This is a genomic window from Pseudarthrobacter sp., from assembly GCF_036675385.1.
Classification (GTDB): domain Bacteria; phylum Actinomycetota; class Actinomycetes; order Actinomycetales; family Micrococcaceae; genus Arthrobacter.
This window is the reverse complement of sequence record NZ_JAKFFD010000078.1, coordinates 18672-44468: the sequence shown is the minus strand read 5'-3', so window position 1 is coordinate 44468 and position 25797 is coordinate 18672. Positions and strand designations below refer to the sequence as shown.

Below are 25797 nucleotides of genomic sequence, written 5' to 3'. Positions count from 1 at the left end.
GGCATTGTGCTATTCCTGCGGCCGCCGGTTGAACGGCAGCCGCCCTCTGCCGGCATCCCCCGAACCCTAAAGAAAGCCAGCATGCGAGTTCTAGCAGCCATGAGCGGTGGAGTCGACTCCGCCGTTGCCGCAGCACGTGCCGTTGAAGCCGGGCACGACGTCGTCGGCGTCCACCTTGCGCTGTCCAGGATGCCCGGCACCCTGCGGACGGGCAGCCGCGGCTGCTGCACCATCGAGGACTCGCGCGATGCGTGGCGTGCCTGCGATGTGCTGGGCATTCCGTATTACGTCTGGGATTTCTCGGAGCGCTTCAAGGAAGACGTGGTCCAGGACTTCATCGATGAGTATGCTGCCGGGCGGACCCCCAATCCCTGCATGCGCTGCAACGAGCGGATTAAGTTTGCCGCCCTGCTGGAGAAGGCCATCGCCCTGGGCTTTGACGCCGTCTGCACCGGGCATTACGCCAAGGTCATCAAGGACGCCGACGGCAACCCCGAACTTCACCGGGCCGCGGACTGGGCCAAGGACCAGAGCTACGTCCTGGGTGTCCTGACGCACGAGCAGCTCAAGCACTCCATGTTCCCGCTGGCTGACACGCCCTCCAAAGCTGAGGTGCGGGCCGAGGCCGAGCGCCGTGGACTGTCAGTGGCCAACAAGCCCGACAGCCACGACATCTGTTTCATTCCCGACGGCGACACCGCCGGCTGGCTCGCCGAAAAGATTGACATGACCACCGGCGACATTGTGGACGAGACCGGTACGAAGGTGGGGGAGCACCCGGGAGCCAACGCGTTCACCGTGGGACAGCGCCGCGGCCTGAAGCTCGGCACACCCGCAGCGGACGGCAAGCCCAGGTTCGTCCTGGAGATCCGGCCCAAGGAAAACAAGGTAGTGGTGGGGCCCCAGGCGCTGCTGGCCATTGACGAGATCCGCGGCATCAAGGTCTCGTGGGCCGGCCTGCCCATCGCGGAAATCGAAACGGGCGCCGAGTTTGACTGCCATGCCCAGGTCCGCGCCCACGGGGACCCCGTGCCGGCAACTGCGAGAATGCTGCCCGGCGATGGTGCACCCCAGCTGCTGGTCACGTTGACCGATCCGCTGCGCGGTGTGGCACCCGGCCAGACAGTGGTCCTCTACCAGGGCAGCCGCGTCCTGGGCCAGGCAACCATCGACGCTGCCCGGTCGTTGCAGCGCGCGGAGCTCTGAGGCGGAGCAAATTTACCCTGGTCAGGTAAATTTTGTGTCTCAACTCACAAAAAAGCCGGTTGATGAGTCCGGCGTCTGGTTGAATCTAGGCATCAGGACAGCGCGCTGCCCGCTCAAGCCAAGACACCCATTTGCGGGCGGCGAGCGCGTACTCATCGAACAGAAAGTTCACAGATGACCAAGAGCACAAAAGCCTTGCGCAGCGCAATTGCGCTCGCAGGCGTTTCCGCCTTCGCATTGACGGCCTGCACGGGCCCCTCGGGTGGCGGCGGCGGTGGAAGCACAGCATCGGAGAATGCCAGCAGCGTCATTGCGTACGGCACCACAGACAAGGTCACCGCACTGGACCCCGCGGGCTCGTACGACAACGGTTCGTTCATGGTGATGAACCAGATCTACTCCTTCTTGTTGAACTCCAAGCCCGGTGGTGCCGACCCCGTGCCGGACCTGGCCGAATCGTCCTCCTTCACCAAGCCCACCGAATTCACCGTCAAACTCAAGAGTGACCTCAAATGGGCCAACGGGCACGTGCTGGATTCCAAAGACGTCAAGTTCTCCTTTGATCGCCAGACTGCCATCAACGATCCCAACGGTCCGGCTTCGTTGTTGTCCAACATCGATTCCATCGCCACACCTGATGCCAGCACCGTGGTTTTCACACTGAAGAATGCCAACGACCAGACGTTCCCGCAGATTCTGACCAGCCCGGCCGCCCCGATCGTTGACGACGAAGTTTTCCCGGCAGACAAGCTCCTCAGCGACGAGGACATTGTCAAAGCCAACGCCTTCCACGGCCAGTACATCATCGACTCCTACAACAAGAACACGTTGGTCAGCCTGAAGGCTTGGCCGGACTACAAGGGAGTGCTTGGCAAGCCCGCCAACGCAGGGGCCACCATCAAGTACTACACCGACCAGACCAACATGAAGTTGGAGGTCAAAGGCGGGCAGATCGATGTTGCCAACCGCAGCCTGAGCGCGACGGACATCGATGACCTCAAGAAGGACTCCAGCGTCACGGTCCATGTCGGACCCGGCGGCGAGATGCGGTACATCGTCTTCAACTTCGACACCATGCCGTACGGGGCCAAAGCTCCCGAAGCTGACCCGAAGAAGGCGCTGGCCGTCCGCCAGGCCGCTGCCAACCTGATCGACCGCCAGGCCATTTCGGACCAGGTCTACAAGGGCACCTACCTGCCGATGTGGTCCAACGTCCCGTCCGGTTTCGTGGGCGCCAACGAATCCTTCAAGCAGGCGTACGGGGATGGCTCCGGCAAACCCAGCCTGGACAAGGCCAAGAAGGTCATGTCCGACGCCGGCATCACCGGCCCGGTGACGATCAAACTGCAGTACAACCCTGACCACTATGGCAAGTCATCCGGTGACGAATACGCCATGGTCAAGGACCAGTTGGAGAAGAGCGGTCTGTTCACCGTGGACCTTCAGTCCACTGAGTGGGTCACGTATAACTCGGCGTCGAAGAAAGACAGCTACCCCGTCTTCCAGCTGGGATGGTTCCCGGACTTCAGCGACGCGGACAACTACCTGACACCCTTCTTTGTGCGCGGTGGCTTCATGAACAACCACTACTCCAACAGCGAGGTCGAAACGCTGATCGCCAAGCAGCTTGTGACAGCTGATAAGGCAGAGCGTGAGAAGACCATACAGGAGGTCCAGAACCTGCTGGCCAAGGACATCTCCACCCTGCCGTTGCTGCAAGGGGCCCAGGTGGCTGTTTCGGGGACCAAGGTGAAGGGCGTGGATTCGACACTTGATGCGTCGTTCAAGTTCCGGCTCGGCACCGTTTCCAAGTAACAGCTAAATACCTGCGTAGGGGGTGGGGCCGGCCGGTCCTGCCTCCTACGCGTTAGCTCCACATTTTCGATTTCCAGACCAAGCAGGTTCAGCATGGCCACTTTGATAGATGCGCCGCCGCCAACGGTGGCGGCCCCCATATCCAAATCCGCGGGAGGTGGCCTCGGGAGGTATATCCTGATTCGCTTCCTGCTGATCTTCCCGACGATCTTCATCCTCGTCACCCTCGTTTTCTTCCTCATGCGGATCACCGGCGATCCCATTACCGCAGCCCAGGGCGGACGCCTCCCGCAGGAACAAATCGACGCCTTGGTTCACCAGGCCGGCTATGACCGGAACCTGTTCATCCAATACATCGAGTACCTTGGCCACATCGCCACCGGAAACTTCGGCCGGACTATTTCAGATGGCCGGCCCGTCATCGAGATGCTCGCGAAATTTGGTGCAGCCACCCTGGAACTGAGCATCAACGCCGTGATAGTGGCGTTGCTCGTGGGAATACCGCTGGGTATGTTCGCCGCCCACAAACGCGACAAGGTTCCGGACGCTGTCCTGCGCATGTTCGCCATCCTTTGCTATGCCACCCCTGTCTTCTTTGCCGGCCTGCTGCTGAAGCTGACATTTTCTGTGGGACTGGGTTGGTTCCCCGTGGCCGGCCGTGCATCCACCACAACGGAACTGGCGATGGGCCGGCTGGCAGCGCCCACCGGCGTCTACTGGCTGGACGCCCTTCGCAGCGGCAACCTGGCAGCCTTCGGCGACATCGTCCACCACGCAGTCCTGCCGGCCGTCGCGCTGGGCCTATTGACCGCGGGCGTCTTCCTCCGACTGGTCCGCACCAACGTGATCGGCACGCTGGGCAGGGACTATGTTGAGGCAGGCCGCTCCCGAGGTGTCAGTGAATACCGCCTGGTGACCAAGCATGCCTACAAGCCTGCGCTGATCCCCATCATCACGGTGATGGGCTTGCAGATTGCCCTGCTGCTCGGCGGTGCGGTGCTGACCGAAACCACCTTCGAGTGGAAGGGCCTCGGCTATCAGCTGGCGCAGTACCTTACCGCGCGTGACTTTGTGGCTGTCCAGGGCATCGTGATGCTGCTGGCCGTCATTGTGGCGATCACCAATTTCGCGGTGGATATTGCCGCCGCCCTGATTGATCCGCGAGTGAGGTACTGATGGGTACCACAGTTTTGGAACCGAAAAAGAAGTCCTTGCTGGACCGGCTTCCGGTCTCGTCCCACATCCGCCAAAGCGTTGGCCTGCAACGCACTATGCTGCTTATCGGCGTCGTTCTTTGCACAGTTTTTGTGGTGGCTGCGATCTTTGCGCCTCTGCTGGCGCCGTACGGGTATTCCCAGATTTCCGATGACGCCGGTTCGTTCCCGGCGCAGGCCGAACCCGGTGGCAAGCATCTGTTGGGAACGACAGTGGGTGGCTACGATGTCCTGTCCCGAATGATCTGGGGATCGCAGACAGCCTTGGCGGTGATTGTTGCTGCCGTGCTGATGTCCATCTTCCTGGGCGTGTTCCTCGGACTGGTGAGCGGCTACTTCGGCGGCTGGTTGGACCGCGTTCTGGTGGTGATTGCTGACGCAATTTACGCCTTCCCGACACTCCTCGTTGCTATTGTGATGTCGATTGCCATCAATAAGGGACAGTCTGGCTTCTGGGGCGGAATCCTCGCCTGCGGTTTTGCCATCACGGCAGTGTTTGTACCGCAGTACTTCCGGGTGATCCGCGCTGAAACCATCCGGCTCAAGGCTGAACCGTTTGTGGAATCCGCCCAGGTTGTTGGCGCCTCAAGCGCCAGGATTATCAGCAGGCACATCTTTTCGAACGCGACCCGGACCCTGCCGCTGATCTTTACGCTCAACGCCTCCGAAGCCATCCTCACCCTGGCAGGCCTGGGCTTCCTCGGTTTCGGTATCGAGCCAAGCTCCGCGGCGGAATGGGGCTTTGATCTGAACAAGGCGATGTCCGACGCCTCCTCAGGCATTTGGTGGACCGGCGTGTTCCCCGGCCTGGCAATCGTCCTGACGGTGGTTGGACTGACCCTCGTAGGAGAAAGCATCAATGACCTGAACGATCCGCGCTTGCGCGGACGCAAGGCTGCCGGCGCCAAGGGCGCCCCGGGACCATCAACCGCCGCCGCCAACGCCGCCATCGCAGCGGATGTGAGAGGACTGTGACCATCAATATTGATCCGGTGTCTGACCAGTCCAGGCCGGCAGAGCAGCCGGTCCTGGAGATCGACCACCTCAAAGTCACGTTCGCCACCGACGGCGGAGACGTCTACGCCGTGAAGGATGTGAGCCTGGACGTCCGCTCCGGCGAGGTCCTGGCCATCGTGGGTGAATCCGGCTCCGGCAAGACCGTGACTGCGAAAACCATCCTCGGGCTGCTGCCTGAGACCGCCACCAGCGGGGGCGCCGTCCTGATCAACGGGAACAACGTGATCAGCGTCAGCGCCGCGAAGCTGAGGCAGATCCGCGGCCGCGATGTGGCCATGGTGTTCCAGGAGCCCTCCACGGCCCTGAACCCCGTGTTCACCGTGGGCTGGCAGATTGCTGAGGGCATCCGTGCCCACGCCGGCGGTCCCGGCGGGAAGCGGGTCTCGGCCAAGGACGCCAAGGCCCGTGCCATTGAGGCGCTGCGGAAAGTGGGGATCCCGGATCCGGAGCATCGGGTCAACTACTACCCGCACCAGTTCTCCGGCGGCCAGAAGCAGCGCGTGGTGATCGCCGCCGCGCTGGCCCTGAACCCGGGACTCATCGTGGCCGATGAACCCACCACAGCCCTGGATGTCACCGTCCAGGCCGAAATCCTGGAGCTGCTCCGGGACCTCCGGGACAAGTACGGCACATCGATCGTGCTGATCACGCACAACATGGGCGTGGTGGCCGACCTCGCGGACCGCGTGGTGGTGATGTACCAGGGTGATGTGGTGGAGGAAGCGCCGGTGCGGGTGCTGTTCGCCGAACCCAAGCAGGACTACACCAAGAAGCTGCTGGCCGCCGTGCCCCACCTGGGCCGGAACTCGGCGTCGGAGGGCCTGTTGGAACGCGCCCACCAGGGCTCGCCGGTGCTGGTGGAGGCAACCAACCTGACCATCGAGTACCCCGGCAGGCTGGGAACGCCGGCCTTCAAGGCCGTGGACGGGGTCAGCTTCACCGTGTCCCAGGGCGAAGTCTTTGGACTGGTGGGCGAATCCGGATCAGGGAAAACCACAATCGGCCGGGCCATCGCGGGCCTGAACCGGACCACGGGCGGCAGCCTGAAGGTGCTCGGCTACGAGATGCTGAACCTCAAGGAGCGGACGTTCAAGCCCCTTCGGAAGGATATTGGCTTTGTGTTCCAGGATCCGGCTGCGTCCTTCAACCCCCAGCTGACCATCGGCGACTGCGTAGCGGAGCCCATGATCATCCACACCAACCCGAGCCCGGCGCAGGCGCGCAAACGCGTTGCTGAGCTGCTTGAATCAGTGCAGCTGCCGGCGTCGTACGCCCAGCGGTACCCGCACGAGCTGTCCGGCGGGCAGCGCCAGCGGGCGTCGCTGGCGCGGGCACTGATCCTGAACCCGCGGCTGCTGATCGCTGACGAGCCGACGTCGGCCTTGGACGTTTCTGTCCAGGCAAAGGTTCTGGAACTCTTCAAGGAAATCCAGGCCGAGTTCGGGTTCGCGGCACTGTTCATCAGCCACGACCTCGCGGTGGTGGACATCCTGTCCCAGTGGGTGGGCGTCCTGTACAAGGGCAAGCTGGTGGAGCAGGGCATCGGCAGCCAGGTGATGGGCGCGCCGCAGCACGACTACACCAAACGGCTGATTGCCTCGCTGCCCGTCCCTGATCCGGACGAACAGGCACGACGCCGGGAAGCGCACCGGGCGCTGCTGGCCCAGTAGGCACTACCGGCGACCCCACAGTCGCGGAACCATCAGACGGACATCCCGCCCCACCAGGCGGGGTGTCCGTCCGCCGCTTAACACCGGAAGGATTTCCGCGGCCGCCCCATAGACTTGGACCATGACGCAGCAAAACCACGATGTTCCCGACACCGACACCGATACCTACGATGCCGCCGCGAGTTCGCTGGCAGGCCACGTGGACAACTCGGTGATGGCGGAACTGCTGTCCATCCGCTCCAGCATCGACAACATCGATGCCACCCTGGTGTACCTCCTGGCCGAACGGTTCAAGGCCACCCAGAAAGTGGGCTTCCTCAAGGCAGCGCACCGGCTCCCGGCGGGGGATCCGGGCCGGGAATCCGCCCAGATTGCCCGTCTCCGGCGGCTGGCGGAGGATGCCCACCTCGATCCCGCGTTTGCGGAGAAGTTCCTGAATTTCATCATCGGCGAGGTCATCCGCCATCATGAAGCCATCGCCGAGGACCACCAGGCCGCTGCAGAGTGGAAGTAACAGCCACCGGGCTTGGGCCCTGGCCGGGGGAGGACCCCGTGGAGGCTGCCCGCATTATCCGCGGCGAGCTTGGAAGCCCGCACCTGCCGTTCCTGGCAGAGCTTCCGGACCGTGGAGTCGGTTCCGACGCCCTGGGGCGGACGGCCGCACTCCTGGTTGAGATGGCCGTCGATGTCCAGCCGTACGGCTGGCGGCTGGTGGACCGTCCGGGCAAGGATTTCCGCCGGGCCGCGTCGGCACTGTCCACCGACATCAACGTCCTGGCTGACGTTGCCGGCGCCGAGGACACCCGCGCCCCCGAACTCAAGGTCCAGCTGCTGGGACCGCTGAGTCTTGCCGCCGGGCTGCACCTGCACAACGGCGAACGGGCACTGATCGATTACGGCGCACGCCGGGACATTGCCGACTCGCTGGCCGCAGGGGTGGGCGGCTACCTGTCCCGGATTTCCAGCGCCGTTCCGGGCGCGCGGCTGGTGGTCCAGGTCGACGAGCCTGATATCGCCGCCGTGCTGGCCGGCACCATTCCGACGTCGAGCGGTTACCGCACGCTGCGGGCGGTGGGAGGCCAGGAGGTCACCGAGTCCTGGCAGGTGGTGATCGAGGCGCTCCGTGAGGCGGGCGCCGCCGAAATCGTTGTCTCCGTGCCTGAAATTGAGGCCCCCATCGGCCGGATCATTGCCGCCGGCGCCGACGGCGTGGCCGTACCGCTGAGGGCCCTGACCACACGGCAGTGGGAGCAGTTGGCCACGGCAGTGGAGGCAGGCAAGCGGATCTGGGCCGGCGCGCTGGACGTCAGCCGTGGCACGCTGCCCAGGGTGGCCGACGTCGTAGAGTCCGTCTGGCGGCCATGGCACGAGCTGGGGCTGCCGGCGTCGTCCCTGGACAGTATCCGGGTCACCCCCTCGGCGGGACTGGCCGGCCACACGCCGGCCACCGCCACAGCAGTGCTGGGCCGACTCACCCAGGTGGCCGACGGCCTGAACCAGCGCGCACACGGCTGATCGGCCCACCGCTGGGCGGACCTAAGGGCAAGACTTCTACGTCCGGTTCTCCCAACGGTCCGGCTGGGCGTAGCGGGGCAGGAAACTCTGCGCCGAACTGCCGCCGATGTAGGGACGCAGTCGGTAGTCAAACCTGCCCGCATAGACCAGGACCAGACCGATCTGCGGCTGGATGACCTTGACCTGGATCCGGTGCTGTCCGTGCTCGCCAGCGGCGCCGTCCCACCACTGCTCGGCGTAAGCCCTGGCATCCACCATGGCCGGCAGCGGCAGGCGGAGGGGGCCCAGGAACAGCCGCGACGCTTCGGAAACGCCGCGCAGCCTACCCTCGGCCGTCACACTGAGCTTGAGGTCGGTCACCATGCGCCGGAAACGGCCCAGGTAGTCCACCAGCCGCGGGCCGCCGTCGGAATCCACGAGGCTGGTGGTGTCCTGGAATATCCGCACGTGCCCGGGAAAACGGATTTCCCGCCGGGCAGTCAGGCTGGAGCGGCCGAACGGATCCTGGTGGGCATGGTTTTCAATCCGGAAGGGGATGACTTCCCCGTAATCCGGGAAAAACGCCTCCTCCCCGGAGGTCAGCTTGAGCAGCGGCCGCAGCCACGCCTGCCGGCAGCCCACAACGTCGAACACACCCTCCCCGACGCCGTAGTGCCCCGAGCCGGGCGCCAGGGAAAAGTACTCCTGCAGCTCAGGCTGCAGCCGGTGGAAGTCCTCGCCCAGGGCCTGCCGGTAAATAGGGACGTTCATGGTGACCTCCTGGACGGTGCCGTCAGCGGCGCTGCAGCGACTCACAATCTACCGGCCGCCTTGAGCCGGATGTACATGTCGGCAAGCTGCGGCGGCAGCTGGTGTGGCTCCGCATCCACCACTTCCACCCCGTGGTGCCGGAGTTCGGCGCTGACCGCCGCCCGTTCCAGCAGTACGCGTTCGGCCGCTGCCGCCCGGAACACGCCGGCGGCGTTCTCACGCTCCCGCAGCATCCGCCCCAGCATGGGATCACGGACGGCGGCCACCACCACAACGTGCTGCTGCGCGAGCTGCGCGGCCACGGGAATGAGCCCTTCCTCCGGTGCCCCGCCGTCCAACGAGGTCAGCAGCACCACCAGGGACCGATGGGCGGAGACCGCCCGGATCTGGCCGGGGAGGCTGGACCAGTCAAGCTCAATCAGTTCCGCCTCGAGGGGCGCCATCGCTTGCACCAGCTGCCCCAGGAGGTTGCCGGTGGTGGCGGAACCGGCCCTTGCCCGCGGACGTCGGTCGTAGGCCAGGAAGTCCACCCGGTCACCGCCACGCTCGGCCAGGACCGCCAGCAGGAGCGCCGCTTCGATGCCGGTATCCAGCCGTGGCTCATCCTCGATCCTCGCCGCAGACGTGCGGGATGTATCCAGCATGATCACCACGCGACGGTCGCGTTCCGGTCGCCAGGTGCGGACGACGACGGCGGACCGGCGGGCGGTTGCGCGCCAGTCGATGGACCGGACGTCGTCCCCGCGGACGTAGTCACGCAGCGAGTCGAATTCGGTGCCGGCACCCCGGATCTGCACGGCGGCCTTGCCGTCGAGTTCGCGGAGTTTCCTGAGCTTCGAGGGGAGGTGCCTGCGGGAATGGAACGGCGGCAGGACCCGCAGGAGGCCCGCACAGTCAAACGTGCGCTGGCGTGCCGCGAGCCGAAGGGGTCCATGGGAGCGCACAGTGACGTGCCTGGCGCCCACGTCGCCGCGCCGGACCGGCTGTAGCCGGACGGTCATCCGGCGGCTTTCCAGGGCGGGGATGTCCAGGTCCTGGACCGGATTCACAGCCCCGGCAGACGGCTGCCACGCGTCCCGAACAGTGGCGCGGAGGCGTCGCCGGCCACTGTTGCGCAGCGTGAGGACCGAAGCGGCCGTGCCGTGCAGCGTCACGTTGCCGGGCTCGGCGCGCGTGACGATGATGGCCCGCGGGGAAGCGGCCAGGCCAAGGTCCAGGCCCAGGAGAGCAGCGAGTGCCACGACCACGCCCAGGACCGTTCCCCCGCCAGGAAACAGCAGCACCGGCACCAGGCCCAGCAGTGCCAGCACGACGAACCGTCCGGAGAGTGCCATGTGCAAGCGAATCAGCGGGGGACCGGGACGGACGCCAGAATGCTGCCCAGGACATCGTCCACGCGGACCCCGTCCATCTGGGCATCGGGCTGCAGGGCCACCCGGTGGCGCAGGCACGGCAGCGCCAGTGCCTTGACATCGTCCGGCGTGACGAAGCTGCGGCCCGACAGCCAGGCCCAGGCGCGGGCCGTATTAAGCAGTGCAGTCGCACCGCGGGGCGAGACCCCCAGCTGGAACGACGGCGCCTGCCGGGTGGCGCGCACCAGGTCCACGATGTAGCCGATGATTTCCCGTTCGACGGCAACGGTGGCCACGGCCTGCCGCGCCCGTTCGAGGTCCTCGGCGCCGGCCACCGCCCGGACACCGGCGGCAGCAAGATCCCGGGGATTGAAGCCGGCCGCGTGCCGCCGGATCACTTCCACCTCGTCAGTCCGGCTGGGCAGCGGCATGGTGAGTTTGAGCAGGAACCGGTCCAGCTGAGCTTCGGGCAGGGGATAGGTTCCCTCATACTCCACGGGGTTCTGGGTTGCCGCCACCAGGAAGTTCGCCGGCAGCGGCCTGGACACCCCGTCCACCGAGACCTGCCGCTCTTCCATGGCCTCCAACAGGGAAGCCTGCGTCTTCGGGGGCGTCCGGTTGATTTCGTCGGCCAGCAGGATGTTGGTGAAGACCGGCCCCTCGCGGAAACTGAATTCCGAGGTGTGCGAGTCATAGACCAGGGAACCGGTGATGTCGCCGGGCATCAGGTCAGGGGTGAACTGTACGCGTTTGGTGTCCAGGCTCAGCGCGGCGGACAGGGCGCGGACCAGGAGTGTCTTGGCCACACCGGGCACGCCCTCGAGGAGAACGTGTCCCTGGGAAAGCAGCGCGATAAGGAGTCCGGTGACGGTGGCATCCTGGCCCACCACGGCTTTGGCAACCTCGTGGCGGACATCCAGGAGCGCCTGCCGGGCGGGATCCAGCGTCCGCGGAGAGGAGTCCATGATCTGCGGGGCGCCGTACGGTTCGTTCATCGGGTCCTGACCTCGTTCTCTAGTTTGTCCAGTTCCTGTGACCATTGCACCAGCCTGGTTGCGGTACCGGGGCGTTCCTGGATCAGGCCGCTGATATCTCTTTCCGGCCGGCCCAGGTGCCGGGCCACTGCCTGCACCACGTCGTCGGCAGTGGCCTGGGATCCCACCCGAAGGGCTTGCGCCAGGCGGACCAGGGTGCCGGCCCGAAGGTTGTCCCGTGCCCGGTCCAGTGCGTGGGAATCCTGATAAAGGCGTGCGCGGCCTTCTGCGGTCTCCACGGCCTTGACCACCACGGGGAGTGGTTCAAACACGAGCGGGCCGAGGCGGCGCCCGCGCCACACAATGGCAAGCATGGCCACAAAGACCAGCCAGGGCCCCAGGAATGCCACCCAGTCAGGGGCGAGTTCATCAAGTGTCTGCGTTGACTCCGCAGCGGCCGCGTCGCCCAGTCCGGGCAGGTACCAGACAACGACCTCTGAGCCGCCCAGCGTCCGCAGGGCCAGTGCGGCATGGCCGTGGCCGGCAAGCCCGCCGTTGTTGAGGAGGGCGGTGCTGCCCAGGACGGTCAGGCCGCCATCATCCGTGCGGGCAAGCAGCCCGGCGGTGCTTCCGGGCGGGCTGAAGCACACCGTGCCGCCGTCGTACAGGAATCCGCCGGTTCCGGAGACAGCACCTGCCGCCGCGGGATCGGTGAGATCGCAGCCCGGTTCCAGGAGCGCCGTTGACTCGGGCACCACACCGGCCTGGCTGATGCCGGTATGGAGTGCCTTCAGCGTGCCGAGCCGCGGCGTCACCAGCACTACGCGTCCCGCACGTGCGGTCAGCTCGTCCAGTCGGGATTGGTCCAGGAATCCGCTCCGGTCGTACAGGAGGAGGGTGGCACCCGGCCGGCCCGCGAGTGCTGCCGTGGCGGAGTCAAAGGATTCAACATCCAGGACCTCGACACCGTGGCGGCCCAGTATCTCGCTGACCGCCCTGGCGCCGCCCGGCCCGGCGTTATGCACGGATAAGGGCAGGGAATCGCCCTTTGGCGCGAGTTGGGTGGAAATAACCACCGCCAGTCCGACGGCGGCCGCCGCGCCGATCGCTGCCCCGCCGCGGTGCCCCCGGAGCCAGGCACGGGCACCCGCGGCGCCGGACCCGGACCCGGAACCGGGCCCGGAACCGGATCGGAGTGCGGGGGCGGAACCCGGCTGCGCCTCCGGTGCACCCGACGTCGGACGTTTGGGCGCCAGAAGATCCGGCGAAGGGGTCTGCATCGTGGGACCCTGCGTCATCGCGGAACCGCCGGTTCGTCACGTTCAGCGGGCAGGGCGGCGCTCTCCGGCGTGAAGGACTGCAGGGCAATGTCCAGTTCGCGCACCGCGGCATAGTCAGCCTGGCCTGCGGACTCATTTCCGTAGCGGATCCCGTCGAAAGTTCGCGCGGCTTCCGTCAGGTGGCCGGCCTCTGACGGAAACGGTGTGGCCAGTTCGTGCGCCACCTCGTCCGCGGTCCGGCCCGGCCGCGCGTCGAAAAGTGTTCTGTCCTCGGCTGTGCGCACCAGCGCGCGGAAACAGTCCACGGCGGCGGCACTCCAGTTGCCGGCTGCGGCAGCGGCAGCCGCGCGCCCGCGGTAGGCCTCGGCACTGACGGCTGTGCCGACGTCGAACACGTCTCCGGCACGCCTGGCCTTCGCGTTGAGGCGCGGGCGGGCCAGGACGACCGCGGCGCCGATCAGCACGGCGATGGCCACACCGATCCACGGCGCCGCCACGGTGGTGTCCGGGCCGGAGCCGCCGTCCAGGGACCGCAGCCAGTCCAGGATGTCCGCCCACACACTGTCCAGCCAGCCGGGGGCCGCGTCGCGGTATTCCGGCTTGGCGAGTTCTTCTTCGGCCCAGCGGCGGGCCTCGTCGCGGCCAGGCAGGACCGGTGGTTCAGCGGCCATCCGGCCATGTCCCGCCGGGCGGTGCCCCATAGGGCGGCAGCGGATTTTGGCCGGGTCCCGCCCGGTAGACCGGAACGCCTCGGCCCGGGACGCCGTCGGGATCTGCTCCGGATTCCAGCAGCCGGAGCAGGGCGATATCCAGTCCGTCCCGGCGCATCCTGAGGTCGAGGTAGAGCAGCGCCATCACGGAGGTCTGGAAGGCAAAACCCGCTGCGGCGACCACTGCGGTAACGACCGCGGTGGCAACGCCCGCCACCACGGCCGCCGTCATGGCCTGGTCGGAACCGCCGTGGGGTGAGACCACGCCGGTGTAAAAGCCGGTGAGCAGTGTGACGGGAATCGTGACGACCTGGGCGATGACCCCCACCATGATGCCCACCACCAGCGTGATGCCCAGGAGCCGCCACCAATTGCTGCGTGTCAGTTCCCAGGAGCGCCGGATGCCGGCCATCGCACCGAGTTCCTCCACCACAACGGCGGCAGGGGCCACCATTAGCTTGATGTAGACCCATACGTACAGCACAAAGCACACCAGCCCCAGCGGGACGAGGATCAGGGCGCCCACTCCGCCGACAGTGCTGACCAGCAGCACGGCCAGCGCCACAAACAGCAGCGCAACGAGGAGCCCGCCGCCCACCAGCAGGGCCGCAAGGCGGATCAGGGCACCAGCGCGGGACCGCGCCAGGGTCCACATCTGCCTGAAGCCGGTGGGGCGGTTGAGGACGGATCTGGCGACCGGAACCACCATGGCGCCCTGCAGCACCGCGGACAGAAAAACGGTGAGCACCGAGACGAGCAGGATCCCGGACGCGAAGGTCACCACCAGCGGGACCAGGTCCTGCTCCGTCAGGCCCGCCGCCCAGGCTTCAAGTGACGCCGCGGACGTGGCGGAAAATGAACTGAGAACTGCCGTGACCACTGCGGCGAGCGTCTGCGCCAGCAGCGCGGCGCCCAGCATGGCTTTGGCGTTGCGCCTGATCGCCTGGAAGGAGCCATCCAGGATCTCGCCGAACATCAGTGGCCGCAGGGGAACGATGCCGGGTTTGGGCGGGGCAACATAACGCGGCTGCTGGTATGGCGGCGGACCGCCGTAGGGATTGTGCGGCGGAGCGCCCCAAGCCGGCGGGCCACCCGGAGGAGCGCCCCAAACCGGCTGGCCGCCCCAGGGCTGTTGTGCCGGGCCGGGCTGCGGCCCCCACGGAGGCTGGTTCCCTGGCGGCTGGCCCTTCCCAGCCTCGCCGGCAGGATGCGGCTGCTGCATGTTCGGATCCTGGTGTGGCACCCTGTTCCTTCCCCCGCGCGGGACTGTCCGCGTGTTGCCAGCCTATAGTTCCGGCGTCGGGCGTCATAGCGTGGCGCCATGCCGTAAGGCCGTTCAACAGGACAAACCCTGTTCAATAAGGGAATATATAACTATGAAGGCACGCATTCTGGTAGTTGACGATGACGAAGCGCTGGCCGAAATGATTGGGATTGTTCTGCGCAACGACGGCTTTGAGCCGGTTTTTTGCGCCGATGGCAGCCAGGCGCTGGATATTTTCCGTTCATCGAAGCCTGACCTCGTGCTGCTTGACCTGATGCTGCCCGGTGTGGACGGCATCGAGGTCTGCCGGCAGATCCGCTCCGAATCGGACGTGCCCATCGTTATGCTCACGGCCAAGTCGGATACGTCCGACGTCGTCCGCGGCCTTGAGTCCGGCGCAGACGACTACGTACCCAAGCCGTTCAAACCCGCCGAACTCGTGGCACGCGTGCGTGCCCGCCTGCGGCCCGGCGACCAGAAGGCGCCTGAAACGCTGCGGATCGCTGACATCACCATCGACGTGGCCGGCCACACCGTGAAGCGTGCCGATGAGCGGATTTCCCTCACGCCCCTGGAGTTTGACCTCCTCGTAGCCCTGGCGCGGAAGCCATGGCAGGTGTTCACCCGTGAGCTGCTGCTGGAACAGGTCTGGGGCTACCGCCACGCGGCGGACACCCGGCTGGTCAACGTCCACGTCCAGCGCCTCCGGTCAAAAATTGAACGGGATCCGGAAGCTCCCGAAGTTGTATTGACGGTTCGTGGTGTCGGCTACAAAGCAGGTTCCTGAGCCCTCAGGACCAGAAGCACACCGCGCCCCGGACCTTCCCGCAGCCAAGGGCCCGGAGCACACGGATGCGCTGCCGTCGGAGCTGGCAACACTGCCATTCCGGGCGCGGATCTGGCGGCGCCGTGGAGTAATCGTGGGGCTACGGGTGGGCCGCCTTGTCCGCCTCGGCGTGACCCGTTTCTTCCCTGCGGTCCGTTTCGCCGGGCGGGCCATGCGTCGACGCTGGCGACGGTCCCTGCAGTTCCGGACAGTCCTCACCACGCTGCTGCTGGCCGTGACATCCTTTGGCGCCGTGGGCGCCTACCTGTCCAACCAGATCGCCAACAACCTGTTCCAGGAGCGCCTCACCCAGGCCGAATCCGAGACCCGATACTACGTCAAACAGGTCCAGGAGACGTTCGACGGCGCCCAGGTCACCGACCAGTCCAGCGTCATCACCCTGGTCTACGACACTTTGAACGCCGTGGAAGGCCGCGGCTCCGTTATCCAGCGCCGCTACGTTTTCGAAGCCAAGCCCGAACAGACCAAACCCCGGAACCGCTGGGTGGAGTCGCGGGCGTCGGACCAGCTGACCGTCAGCGTCATCCCGCCTGCACTCCGTACGGCGGTCCAGGCATCAGGCAAGGACCAGTACTGGGCCTCCACCGTGATTCCGGTAGGCACCGAGGACAGGCCGGGGATCGCCGTGGGCAACCTGGTGACCTTCAACGGGACCGTGTATGAGCTCTACCTGATCTATGACGTCAACACCGCCCAGCAGACGCTCGACGAAATCCAGGGCGTCCTCCTGGCTGGCGGCGCAGTGCTGGTGCTGATGATCGGGGCCATCGCCTGGTATGTCACCCGTAACGTTGTCAGCCCCGTCAGCCACGCTGCCCTGGTGTCGGAGAAGCTTGCGGCCGGCCAATTGCAGGAGCGGATGGTGGTCAAAGGCGAAGACGAGGTTGCCCGCCTCGGGGCATCGTTCAACCACATGGCCGCCAGCCTCCAGGAGCAGATCACCCAGCTGGCCATGTTGTCCCAGATGCAGCAGCGGTTTGTCTCCGACGTCTCCCACGAGCTGCGCACGCCCCTGACCACCGTCCGGATGGCCGCGGAAGTGCTGTACGACGCCCGCCACGACTTCGACCCCATCAACAAGCGCTCGGCCGAACTCCTGTACAACCAGGTGGAGCGGTTCCAGTCCCTGCTGGCCGACCTGCTCGAGATCTCCCGCTTCGACGCCGGCGTGGCCATGCTCGACGCCGAGCCCGAGGACATCCTGCAGGTGATCGCCCACGTCATTGACGGGGCAGCGCCCGTCGCGGCCGAATACGGCTCGGAGATCATCCTCCGGGCTCCGGCCGTCGGAATTGTCGCGGAGATGGACGCCAGGAGGATCGACAGGATCCTGCGGAACCTCATCCTGAATGCAGTGGAGCATGGCGAAGGCAGGCCGGTCACCGTGACTGTCGCAGCCAACCAGTCAGCGGTGGGAGTTGCAGTCCGGGATCAGGGGATCGGCATGACCCCGGCCGAGGCCGCCCGGGTCTTTGACCGGTTCTGGCGTGCGGATCCCGCGCGGGCCCGCACCACCGGAGGCAGCGGACTGGGCCTGTCCATCGCCATGGAAGACACCAAACTCCATAACGGCTGGCTGCAGGCATGGGGAAACAAGGGTAGAGGAGCAAACTTCCGGCTGACCATTCCGTTGCGCCAGGGCGAGGAGATCGACCGCTCACCTGTGCAGCTTGAGCCGGAGGACATCATCCTCCCCGACGTCCCTCATTCGAAAAACGTGCTGGTCCTGGGGCCCGGTCCCACTGGGGCGCCTGAGGTCCCCGCTGGCGGCGGGCGTGGCCAGGGCGCCGGGCGCACCCCTGCCGGGACGGGCGCAACACCGAAGGAGTCTTCATGACGGGACGAAAAGTGCGGGCGATGCTGAAGAGGAGCGTTGTGCTGTTCGTCGTTGTCCTGGTCCTGGCCTCCTGCGCGCGCATCCCCACGGCCGGGCCGGTGGGGAAGAGCGCGGAAGGCAGCGCCGGCAACGTCAACGCACCGGTGTTCCTCCCGGCCGCGCCCCAGCCCGGCGCCACGCCGGAAAACATCATTGATTACTTCTACCGTGCCGGTACCGGATACGAGGGGGACTACGCGGTGGCCCGCGAATACCTGACGCAGGCAGCGTCAGTATCCTGGAAACCCGACCAGCGCGCGCTTGTGTACCGCGAGGCGAAAGTGGTGGGCACCGGCGTCGACAACGTCTACAACTACCAGCTGGACGTTGCGTACAGCGTGGATGTTGACGGCATCGCCACCCAGATGCCCGAAGGCACCATCGAGAACATTCCGGCCACTCTCACCCAGGTGGACGGCGAATGGCGGATCTCAGCGATCCCGGACGGAACAGCGATCCCGGAGGAAACCTTCAAGGTCATCTACGGCGCCTACCCCATCTACTTCTACGATCCCAGCTTCACCTATGCCGTGCCTGACGTCCGCTGGTTCATCAAGAACAAGACCGTCAAAGCCATGACCAGTGCCCTGCTGGCCGGGCCCGCGCCGTACCTTCGCGGCGCGGTGGTGAGCGCCTTCCCGTCCGGCATCAAACTCGCCCGCGAATCGGTTCCGGTGGTGTCCGGCGCCGCGCAGGTGGACCTCACGGCCAAGGAACTCACCGAGGCGTCCACAGAGGACAGGCTCCGGATGCAGACGCAGCTTTCGCTCACGTTCCGCAGCCAGCCCGACGTCGTTAATGTGGAGTTGCATGCCAACCAGGACCTGGTCCGCGTCGAAGACAACGGTTCGGTGTTGCCCCCGGTGCGGGACAAAAACGTGCCGGTCCGCGAAATCGCCGTCAGCGGCAATGAACTGGTTCGCTACGAAAACAACAGGGTGTCCCCGCTGCCGGATATGCAGCCGGTTTCATCGCTCGGGCCCCGCTACCCGTCGGAATCCCCGGTGTCCCAGACCGTTGCCTTCCTCAACGAAAGCCGGACGACGCTCTACAGCATGGTGCCGGGACAGCCCGCCCGTGCGCTGACAACGCGCAGCACCATTACGCACCCGTCCTTCAGCATTCATGACTGGGTGTGGGCCGCAGGGCCGGGAGCTACCGGCGGTACTGAGGTGGTGGCCTACCGGCCCGTCGGAGTCGCCGAAGGTGCCGCCGTTCCCACCGTTACGCTCACGCCGTCGTGGTTGGCCGGAAGAACCGTCAAGGAGCTGAGGATCTCCCGCGAGGGCGTCCGGGCGCTGGTCATTTCGGAACAAAACGGCAAGACGAAGGTGCAGATTGCCGGGATCATCCGGAACGCCGACGGGACACCCCGGGAACTGACTGCCCCGATCACACTGGTGGCTTCCGGTGACCCGGACCAGGGCGTCTGGGTGAACGACACAACGGTTGCCGTGATGAAAGCCTCGGCAGGTTCGAACGTCACGCCGGAGCTGCTGTCCCTCACCTCCGGGCAACCCCAGCAGTTGGCGCCATGGCCCGGCCTGGTATGGCTCAGCGCCGGCAACGGGCTGGAGGAAATCTACGGCCAATCGGCCGAGGGCATCTTCCAGCGGCTTGGCAACGGCTGGTCGCCCCAGCTGAAGGGCCCCATCGACCCCTCATTCCCTGGGTAGCTTTCCACATAGCGCGGACCAGAGGTTCCGGGGCCACGGCCGGCAGGCCACCATGGGGTGTGACCGAAGTTCAGCCCGGATGTCCTCCCGCCCGCCACCCGCCTGTGCGCCACGGGACTGCGCGCCGGTCCGGCCGCCGCGGTGGGGGCCGCTCCGGGCGAAGTCCCGCCAGAAATGCGGCAAGCCTGGATCCGGACCTCCTGCCGCCTCCGCTGCAGTCCGCCAAGCATCGCGGCGGCCACCGCCGGCGCTGGCTGCGGGCCGCCGACCAGATGGGCGTGGCCGCCGCGGAGCTGCTGGCACTTGCCGTCCCAGTGGACTGCGTCTGCTGCGGAGCGGAGGACCTGGCCCTGTGCGTCATGTGCGAACGCCACGTCCGCCTGTTGACCAGGCACCCGTTCCGGGCAGAGGAGCAGGCGCCGGCCCTGATGAACGTCGACGGCGGCCTGATCCTTCCCGTGGTGGCGGCCGGGGTGTACCGCGAGGAGCTGGCGCAGGCCGTGCTTTCGTTCAAGAGCCATGGCCAGCACCAGCTCACGTCAGTCCTGGCGCGCGGACTGGGGCAGGGCATTGCCGCGTCCGTGGCCGGCGTCGACGGCGTCTGCCTGGTTCCGGTGCCCAGCAGTACGGCCGGCTACATCAAGAGGGGATTCAGCCCGGTCCATCTCCTGCTCGCAGAGTTGCGCCGGGGGACCACCATCCGCGGTACACCGGTGGTGGACGTGATCCGGAAATCCCGGCGCCGCGCCGCATTGGAGCGGCTGCCTGGAGGCCAAAAGGGACTCGGCCGCGGGGCCAGGGCGAGCCGGGTCAAGGGGTCCATGAAGGTCCCGAAAGGCCAGCGCGCGCGGGTGGCCGGACGCCGCTGCATCATTGTTGACGACGTCCTCACCACAGGGGCCACACTCGCCGAAGCCGCCCGAGCACTGCACCTCAGCGGTGCCGTGGTGGTGGGTGCAGTGGTCCTTGCCGCGACACGCCCGCCGGATTCAGCTGGCGGCGAATAGCCCGCCCCGGGAGCTGGCGGAACGCCGCCCGTCTTAGAAAAAAATAAACGAAGAAAGGATGAATAACAGGTGGCTATGAACTAACGTCGGTTGTGGGTACCAAGAACAAGTTGTACCTTTCGATGGCGGCTCGGAAAGGGGCTCGACTGTCAAGCAGATCGGCCCGTGGGATGTGCCGCCGTCGTGTCACCGAAGTCATTTGGAGGGCACCATGGAGTTTATGATCAGCGGACGAAATCTGACGGTCTCAGACCGCTTCCGCGAATACGCCGGTGAGAAGATCTCGAAGATCGAGTCACTTGGCGACAAGGTCCAGCGGGTTGACGCGAAGGTTTCCAAGGAAACGAATGCGCGCCAGACCGGCGACCAGCTCACCGTTGAAGTGACGGTCCTGGGCCGGGGACCCGTAATCCGTGCCGAAGCCAGCGCCGCAGACAAATTCGCTGCGTTCGATCTCGCCTACACCAAGCTGCTGGAACGTCTCCGCCGCGCCAAGGACCGCAAGAAGGTCCACCACGGGCGCCACACCCCCAAGGCAGTACGTGAAGCCACCGCATCCCTGGAACCCGCGAGTACCAGTGAGCCCCTTTATGTCGAGGCGAGCCATCGCAGCGAAACCCAGGCAGCACCTGTTGAACGATCGCCCTACGAGGTCGAGAACGACATCCCGGCTGGGGACTCCCCGGTGCTGATCCGGCGCAAAGTTTTCCCTGCGGCCTCCCTCACCCTTGACGATGCTGTGGACAACATGGAGCTCGTGGGCCACGATTTCTACCTGTTTGTGGACAAGGCCACCAACACGCCCTCGGTGGTCTATCGGCGCCGTGGCTGGACGTACGGGGTGATCACCCTGGACCACGAATGCGAACCGGGGGAGACGGCCGTCGAAGAAAAAATCCTCGCCTACCGTTCCGATGACGACGCCGCAAAAGTCTAGGGCGGTTTACACCCCTCAATGAAAGGACTGATGTGCCAGCGACGCTGAGCCTTAACCAGGCCCGGCGGATCGCCCTGGCAGCTCAGGGACTCGACAAAGGACGGCCCGCCGGCCCCGTGACCTCACGGGCGGTGGGCCGGACCTTTGCCCGGATCCAGCTTGTCCAGATCGATTCCGTCAACGTGTTGTCCCGCAGTCACTTTCTGCCCTTCTTTTCAAGGCTCGGCAACTACGACCGCACCATCCTTCAGCGGATGGCCAGCTCGCCTCCCCGACGCATGATGGAGTACTGGGCCCACGAGGCCAGCTTCATCCGGCCCGAGCACTTCCATGACCTCCGCTTGTGGCAGAAACGCACGTGGGTGGGTGCGTCCGCCCTCGACCCGGACCTGCGCGACGCGGTGGCAGGAAAGATCCTCGACGCCCTCGCCGCAGGGCGGCCCATGACGGCGGCGGAACTGACGGTGAACATCGGGCACGTGGAGGACCGGCGGGACGACAACTGGGGATGGAACTGGAACGCCGTCAAGCGCGTGCTTGAAGACCTGTTCGAGGCGGGCACCATTTCCGCGGCATCCAGAACCGAACAGTTCGAGCGAAAGTACACGCTGACGGCCAGGGTGCTGCCGCGGCGGCTGGCCCTCGAAACCACGCCGGACACTGTTGAGGCCATGCATCGGCTCATCGACGCGGCCGCGCGCGCCCATGGCATCGGAACCGTGAAGTGCTTCGCGGACTACTTCCGTACACCGGTCAAGGCGGCCGCCGCCTCTGTGGACCATCTGGTCAGCATAGGGAGGCTGGAGCCGGTCGCTGTCGCCGGCTGGGACCGGAAGGTATACCTCCATGCCGACGCCACAATGCCGCGGCGGGCGGCAGGGCGGGCCTTGCTCAGCCCCTTTGACTCCCTGGTCTTCGAGCGGCGCCGGCTAGAGGAGCTCTTCGGGTTCCATTTCCGGATCGAGATTTACACGCCTGCGCACCTCCGGCGTTTCGGGTACTACGTCCTGCCCTTTCTCCTGGGTGACACCATCGTGGCGCGGGTGGACCTTAAGGCGGACCGTGCGGCAGGAAATCTGCTGGTCAGGTCCGCCTACGGTGAGCCGGACGCACCGGCAGGGACCGCCGTCGAGCTCGCCGCCGAGCTGGAACTGATGGCCGAATGGCTGGAGCTGGACAACATTGTGGTCAGCCCGATCGGGGACCTGGCGGAGTCCCTCGGCGCCGCCCTGCGTCACCGCGCAGGTCCGCTCCGCTCTCAGGGAACACCGGCCGCGTGGCCTGTGTCTCTCCCGTAGACTAAAAACGCCAGAATTCGGCAGCATAAGACTGGGAGTATCTTCACGTGGCATCACTTATCGAAAAACTTCTCCGCACGGGTGACAAAAAAACCCTGCGGCAACTGCGGAACTATGCCGACTCCATCAATGCGCTCGAAGACTCGTTCAAAACCTTCACGGATGCTGAGCTCCGCGAGGAAACCGATCACCTCCGCGCCCGCCACCGGGACGGCGAGCATCTGGATGATCTCCTCCCGGAGGCATTCGCCGCCGTGCGTGAGGCCTCATCCCGCACCCTGGGCATGCGTCACTTTGACGTCCAGCTTATGGGTGGCGCCGCGCTCCACCTCGGCAATATCGCCGAAATGAAGACCGGCGAAGGCAAAACCCTCGTGGCCACCGCGCCCGCCTTCCTTAATGCCCTCACCGGCAATGGCGTCCACGTCATCACGGTGAACGACTACCTTGCCGAATACCAGTCAGACCTTATGGGCCGGGTCTACCGTTTCCTTGGCCTGACCAGCGGTTGCATCCTGTCCAACCAGGATCCCGCGGTGCGCAGGCAGCAGTACGCCGCGGACATCACCTACGGCACCAACAACGAATTCGGCTTTGACTACCTGCGCGACAACATGGCGTGGGACCAGTCAGAACTGGTCCAGCGTGGCCACAACTTCGCCATTGTTGATGAGGTCGACTCCATCCTCATCGACGAAGCCCGCACTCCGCTCATCATTTCCGGTCCTGCCCAGGGCGACACCAACCGGTGGTACAGCGAATTTGCCAAGGTAGTGCAGCGCCTGAAGGCCGGCGAGGACTACGAGGCGGACGAGAAGAAGCGCACCGTCGGCGTCCTGGAGAGCGGCATCGAAAAAGTGGAGGACTACCTGGGAATCCAGAACCTCTACGAATCCGCGAACACTCCGCTCATCGGGTTCCTGAACAACGCCATCAAAGCCAAGGAACTGTTCAAACGGGACAAGGACTACGTCATCCTCGACGGCGAAGTGCTCATCGTTGACGAACACACTGGCCGAATCCTGGCTGGCCGCCGCTATAACGAGGGCATGCACCAGGCCATCGAGGCCAAGGAAGCCGTGGAGATCAAGGCCGAAAACCAGACCCTGGCCACGGTCACGCTCCAGAACTACTTCCGGATGTACTCCAAGCTGGCAGGCATGACCGGCACGGCCGAGACTGAGGCCGCCGAGTTCATGGGCACGTACAAGCTCGGTGTGGTGGCCATCCCCACCAACCGGGACATGCAGCGGATCGACCAGTCGGACCTCGTGTTCAAGAATGAAAAAGTGAAGTTCGACGCCGTCGTGAAGGACATTGCCGAGCGTCACAAACTGGGCCAGCCGATCCTTGTGGGCACAACGAGTGTCGAAAAGAGCGAATACCTTTCCGGGCTGCTGGCCAAGGAAGGCATCAGGCACGAAGTCCTGAACGCCAAGAACCACGCCCGTGAAGCGGCCATCGTTGCGCAGGCAGGACGCAAGGGTGCTGTTACGGTGGCCACCAACATGGCAGGCCGCGGCACTGACATCATGCTGGGTGGCAACGCCGAATTCACTGCGGTGGCCGATCTGGCCAAGCGCGGGCTGGACCCGGAAGAGAATTCCGAAGAATACGAGGCCGCGTGGCCGGCTGCCCTGGAGGCGGCCAAGCAGTCCGTAAAGGACGAACACGAGGAAGTACTGAACCTCGGCGGGCTGTATGTCCTGGGAACTGAGCGGCACGAGTCCCGCCGCATCGACAACCAGCTCCGTGGCCGCTCCGGCCGCCAGGGCGACCCCGGCGAATCACGCTTCTACCTCTCCCTGACCGATGACCTGATGCGGCTCTTCAACTCCGGCGCGGCCGAACGGCTGATGAACAGTTCGGTCCCGGATGATGTGGCGTTGGAATCGAAACTGGTTTCCCGGGCCATCGCGTCTGCCCAGGGCCAGGTTGAAGGCCGCAACGCCGAGCAGCGCAAGAACGTCCTCAAGTACGATGACGTCCTGAACCGCCAGCGCGAAGCCATCTACGGTGACCGCCGCCGGATCCTCGAAGGTGACGACCTCCACGAGAAGGTCCAGTTCTTCGTGGAGGACACCATCACCGCCCTGATCGACTCCGCCACGGCCGAAGGCAATGGCGACGACTGGGATTACACCCAGCTGTGGACCAACCTCAAGACGCTCTACCCCGTCAGCGTCACAGCGGAAGAGATCATCGAGGAAGCCGGCGGCAAGTCCAAGCTCACTGTTGAATTCCTCAAGGAGGAGCTGCTCTCCGACGCCCGAGTGGTCTACCAGACCCGGGAAGAGACCATCGGCTCAGAGAGCATGCGCGAGCTGGAACGCCGCGTGGTGCTCTCGGTCATCGGGCGCAAGTGGCAGGAACACCTGTACGAGATGGACTACCTCAAGGAAGGCATCGGCCTGCGCGCCATGGCACAGCGTGACCCGCTGGTGGAATACCAGCGCGAGGGCTTCGTTATGTTCCAGAGCATGATGGAGGCCATCCGCGAGGAAAGCGTCGGTTTCCTGTTCAACCTTGAAGTTGAGGTGACTCCAGCCCAGGATGTGGTGGTGCCCGACGCAGCCGGTGGCCACACCGAGCACGTTGAGCCGCAGATCCACGCTGCCGGCCTGGAAGCGCCGGAGAAGCCGGCCCAGCTGCAGTACACGGCTCCCGGCGAAGACGGCGCATCCCAGACCAGGGTGGAGGGTCGTGTCTCTTCACGGTCCGGAAATCCCGCAAAGGCTGCAGCGCAGGACGCCACCAAGCGTCCGGCCAGGAAAAAGCGCCGCTGACAGCAGGGATCGAGACTGATCAGCCATAGGTCGGCACTGCAATAGATCGTCGCTGAAATAGTTCGACACTGGAAGTGCCCGGAGCCTCAGCTCCGGGCACTTCTGCATTCGTGGGCAAGCGGTTCAGCCGACCATAAACTCGGTCACGCGCCAGACCTGCTTGCTGCGCTCAAGCCGGACCGCTACAGCCCGTGCCCGGATGTCATCAACCACCACGGCGCTTGCCTCATAGATGCCCGGGGCGACTTCGCAGGCGCGGACTGAACGCACTATGGAGTTCTTGTGCAGCCGGGCCAGGGACGGCGAGGCAGAGCGCGACTGTTCGCGGCGGATCAAGGCCGCACGGTGCTGCAGCACGGCGAGGCAGCGAGGATCCAGACGGCGGGCGAGCTGGTGGACCGGCCGGATGCCGGCGAGGACTTCCATGGCCGCCTGCACGGTATTGCGTGTGATCGCCAGGATTTCGGAGGCTTCGTCTGCCGCACGCAGCGGCACGACCGGCGCGCTAGTGGTGCGCGGAGGAACCTGGCGGACTGCTGCCGCGCCGCCCGGGTTGACCGCGGCGGAGCGGATTGGCGTAACTGCGTACATGTGATTCCCCTT

21 protein-coding genes are annotated in these 25797 nt (G+C 65.5%); 14 read left to right on the top strand and 7 right to left on the bottom strand.

The annotated features are described in order from the left end of the window. The first annotated feature begins 81 nt into the window (after positions 1-81). The 7 genes from mnmA (at position 82) to V6M49_RS06475 (ending at position 8437) form a co-directional block, all read left to right on the top strand. Positions 82-1206 carry a tRNA 2-thiouridine(34) synthase MnmA gene (gene mnmA / locus V6M49_RS06505; protein WP_332760601.1) on the top strand — a complete coding sequence of 375 codons (1125 nt, stop codon included), beginning with the start codon at positions 82-84 and terminating at the stop codon, positions 1204-1206. A 174-nt stretch (positions 1207-1380) separates the two neighbouring features. Then, positions 1381-3021 carry an ABC transporter substrate-binding protein gene (locus V6M49_RS06500; protein WP_332760600.1) on the top strand — a complete coding sequence of 547 codons (1641 nt, stop codon included), beginning with the start codon at positions 1381-1383 and terminating at the stop codon, positions 3019-3021. 93 nt (positions 3022-3114) lie between these two features. Beyond that, entirely contained in the window at positions 3115-4197 is a 1083-nt protein-coding gene (locus V6M49_RS06495; RefSeq protein ID WP_332760599.1) for an ABC transporter permease, read from the top strand. Next, positions 4197-5210, top strand: coding sequence for an ABC transporter permease (locus V6M49_RS06490; protein ID WP_332760598.1), 1014 nt, complete (start codon positions 4197-4199; stop codon positions 5208-5210). The genes V6M49_RS06495 and V6M49_RS06490 overlap by 1 nt, the downstream gene beginning before the upstream one ends. Then, on the top strand, positions 5207-6922 hold the full coding sequence (locus tag V6M49_RS06485; protein WP_210412310.1) for an ABC transporter ATP-binding protein: 1716 nt from the start codon (positions 5207-5209) through the stop codon (positions 6920-6922). The genes V6M49_RS06490 and V6M49_RS06485 overlap by 4 nt, the downstream gene beginning before the upstream one ends. A gap of 121 nt (positions 6923-7043) precedes the next feature. Next, positions 7044-7436 (top strand): chorismate mutase, encoded by a 393-nt coding sequence (locus V6M49_RS06480; RefSeq protein WP_332760597.1) that lies wholly within the window; start codon positions 7044-7046, stop codon positions 7434-7436. Further along, on the top strand, positions 7427-8437 hold the full coding sequence (locus V6M49_RS06475) for a hypothetical protein (RefSeq protein WP_332760596.1): 1011 nt from the start codon (positions 7427-7429) through the stop codon (positions 8435-8437). The genes V6M49_RS06480 and V6M49_RS06475 overlap by 10 nt, the downstream gene beginning before the upstream one ends. A 36-nt stretch (positions 8438-8473) precedes the next feature. Here the strand turns inward: V6M49_RS06475 and V6M49_RS06470 are convergent, their stop codons facing one another. From V6M49_RS06470 to V6M49_RS06445, 6 genes are read right to left on the bottom strand one after another with little or no spacing between them, the layout of a single operon-like run. Then, positions 8474-9187, bottom strand: coding sequence for a DUF4166 domain-containing protein (locus tag V6M49_RS06470; RefSeq protein ID WP_332760595.1), 714 nt, complete (start codon positions 9185-9187; stop codon positions 8474-8476). A 41-nt stretch (positions 9188-9228) separates the two neighbouring features. After that, positions 9229-10521 (bottom strand): DUF58 domain-containing protein, encoded by a 1293-nt coding sequence (locus tag V6M49_RS06465; RefSeq protein ID WP_058931923.1) that lies wholly within the window; start codon positions 10519-10521, stop codon positions 9229-9231. Positions 10522-10532: 11 nt separating this feature from the next. Further along, positions 10533-11534, bottom strand: coding sequence for an AAA family ATPase (locus V6M49_RS06460; protein ID WP_104062198.1), 1002 nt, complete (start codon positions 11532-11534; stop codon positions 10533-10535). Then, positions 11531-12793 (bottom strand): DUF4350 domain-containing protein, encoded by a 1263-nt coding sequence (locus tag V6M49_RS06455; protein WP_332760594.1) that lies wholly within the window; start codon positions 12791-12793, stop codon positions 11531-11533. The genes V6M49_RS06460 and V6M49_RS06455 overlap by 4 nt, the downstream gene beginning before the upstream one ends. Positions 12794-12807: 14 nt before the next feature. Continuing rightward, positions 12808-13464 carry a DUF4129 domain-containing protein gene (locus V6M49_RS06450; RefSeq protein WP_332760593.1) on the bottom strand — a complete coding sequence of 219 codons (657 nt, stop codon included), beginning with the start codon at positions 13462-13464 and terminating at the stop codon, positions 12808-12810. After that, positions 13454-14746: a hypothetical protein gene (locus V6M49_RS06445; RefSeq protein WP_332760592.1), complete on the bottom strand. Its 1293-nt coding sequence runs from the start codon at positions 14744-14746 to the stop codon at positions 13454-13456. The genes V6M49_RS06450 and V6M49_RS06445 overlap by 11 nt, the downstream gene beginning before the upstream one ends. 133 nt (positions 14747-14879) lie before the next feature. Here V6M49_RS06445 and mtrA point away from each other — a divergent pair, with 133 nt between their 5' ends. The 7 genes from mtrA (at position 14880) to secA (ending at position 25194) form a co-directional block, all read left to right on the top strand. After that, positions 14880-15554 carry an MtrAB system response regulator MtrA gene (mtrA, locus tag V6M49_RS06440; RefSeq protein WP_056343773.1) on the top strand — a complete coding sequence of 225 codons (675 nt, stop codon included), beginning with the start codon at positions 14880-14882 and terminating at the stop codon, positions 15552-15554. Continuing rightward, positions 15526-17451 carry an MtrAB system histidine kinase MtrB gene (gene mtrB / locus V6M49_RS06435; RefSeq protein WP_141141032.1) on the top strand — a complete coding sequence of 642 codons (1926 nt, stop codon included), beginning with the start codon at positions 15526-15528 and terminating at the stop codon, positions 17449-17451. The genes mtrA and mtrB overlap by 29 nt, the downstream gene beginning before the upstream one ends. Beyond that, positions 17448-19166, top strand: a complete 1719-nt coding sequence (locus V6M49_RS06430; RefSeq protein WP_210412309.1) for an LpqB family beta-propeller domain-containing protein — start codon at positions 17448-17450, stop codon at positions 19164-19166. The genes mtrB and V6M49_RS06430 overlap by 4 nt, the downstream gene beginning before the upstream one ends. Before the next feature lie 104 nt (positions 19167-19270). Continuing rightward, on the top strand, positions 19271-20173 hold the full coding sequence (locus tag V6M49_RS06425; RefSeq protein ID WP_332760591.1) for a ComF family protein: 903 nt from the start codon (positions 19271-19273) through the stop codon (positions 20171-20173). Positions 20174-20384: 211 nt separating this feature from the next. Next, positions 20385-21110, top strand: coding sequence for a ribosome hibernation-promoting factor, HPF/YfiA family (hpf, locus tag V6M49_RS06420; protein WP_141141031.1), 726 nt, complete (start codon positions 20385-20387; stop codon positions 21108-21110). 32 nt (positions 21111-21142) lie between these two features. Continuing rightward, a complete protein-coding gene (locus tag V6M49_RS06415) occupies positions 21143-22408 on the top strand; it encodes a winged helix-turn-helix domain-containing protein (RefSeq protein WP_332760590.1) in 1266 nt (421 codons plus the stop codon). A 47-nt stretch (positions 22409-22455) separates the two neighbouring features. Further along, the gene (gene secA / locus V6M49_RS06410; RefSeq protein WP_332760589.1) at positions 22456-25194 is read left to right on the top strand and encodes a preprotein translocase subunit SecA; all 2739 of its coding nucleotides are present in this window, start codon (positions 22456-22458) and stop codon (positions 25192-25194) included. A 123-nt stretch (positions 25195-25317) separates the two neighbouring features. On the opposite strand, the gene V6M49_RS06405 is transcribed toward secA, so the two are convergent. Further along, positions 25318-25785 (bottom strand): Rv3235 family protein, encoded by a 468-nt coding sequence (locus tag V6M49_RS06405; RefSeq protein ID WP_332760588.1) that lies wholly within the window; start codon positions 25783-25785, stop codon positions 25318-25320. Positions 25786-25797: the final 12 nt, after the last annotated feature.

Coding starts and splice junctions, on each gene's coding strand:
- mnmA (WP_332760601.1), top strand. CDS start 82: ATGCGAGTTCTAGCAGCCATGAGCGGTGGAGTCGACTCCGCCGTTGCC.
- V6M49_RS06500 (WP_332760600.1), top strand. CDS start 1,381: ATGACCAAGAGCACAAAAGCCTTGCGCAGCGCAATTGCGCTCGCAGGC.
- V6M49_RS06495 (WP_332760599.1), top strand. CDS start 3,115: ATGGCCACTTTGATAGATGCGCCGCCGCCAACGGTGGCGGCCCCCATA.
- V6M49_RS06490 (WP_332760598.1), top strand. CDS start 4,197: ATGGGTACCACAGTTTTGGAACCGAAAAAGAAGTCCTTGCTGGACCGG.
- V6M49_RS06480 (WP_332760597.1), top strand. CDS start 7,044: ATGACGCAGCAAAACCACGATGTTCCCGACACCGACACCGATACCTAC.
- V6M49_RS06470 (WP_332760595.1), bottom strand. CDS start 9,187: ATGAACGTCCCTATTTACCGGCAGGCCCTGGGCGAGGACTTCCACCGG.
- V6M49_RS06465 (WP_058931923.1), bottom strand. CDS start 10,521: ATGGCACTCTCCGGACGGTTCGTCGTGCTGGCACTGCTGGGCCTGGTG.
- V6M49_RS06460 (WP_104062198.1), bottom strand. CDS start 11,534: ATGAACGAACCGTACGGCGCCCCGCAGATCATGGACTCCTCTCCGCGG.
- V6M49_RS06455 (WP_332760594.1), bottom strand. CDS start 12,793: ATGCAGACCCCTTCGCCGGATCTTCTGGCGCCCAAACGTCCGACGTCG.
- V6M49_RS06450 (WP_332760593.1), bottom strand. CDS start 13,464: ATGGCCGCTGAACCACCGGTCCTGCCTGGCCGCGACGAGGCCCGCCGC.
- mtrA (WP_056343773.1), top strand. CDS start 14,880: ATGAAGGCACGCATTCTGGTAGTTGACGATGACGAAGCGCTGGCCGAA.
- V6M49_RS06430 (WP_210412309.1), top strand. CDS start 17,448: ATGACGGGACGAAAAGTGCGGGCGATGCTGAAGAGGAGCGTTGTGCTG.
- hpf (WP_141141031.1), top strand. CDS start 20,385: ATGGAGTTTATGATCAGCGGACGAAATCTGACGGTCTCAGACCGCTTC.
- V6M49_RS06405 (WP_332760588.1), bottom strand. CDS start 25,785: ATGTACGCAGTTACGCCAATCCGCTCCGCCGCGGTCAACCCGGGCGGC.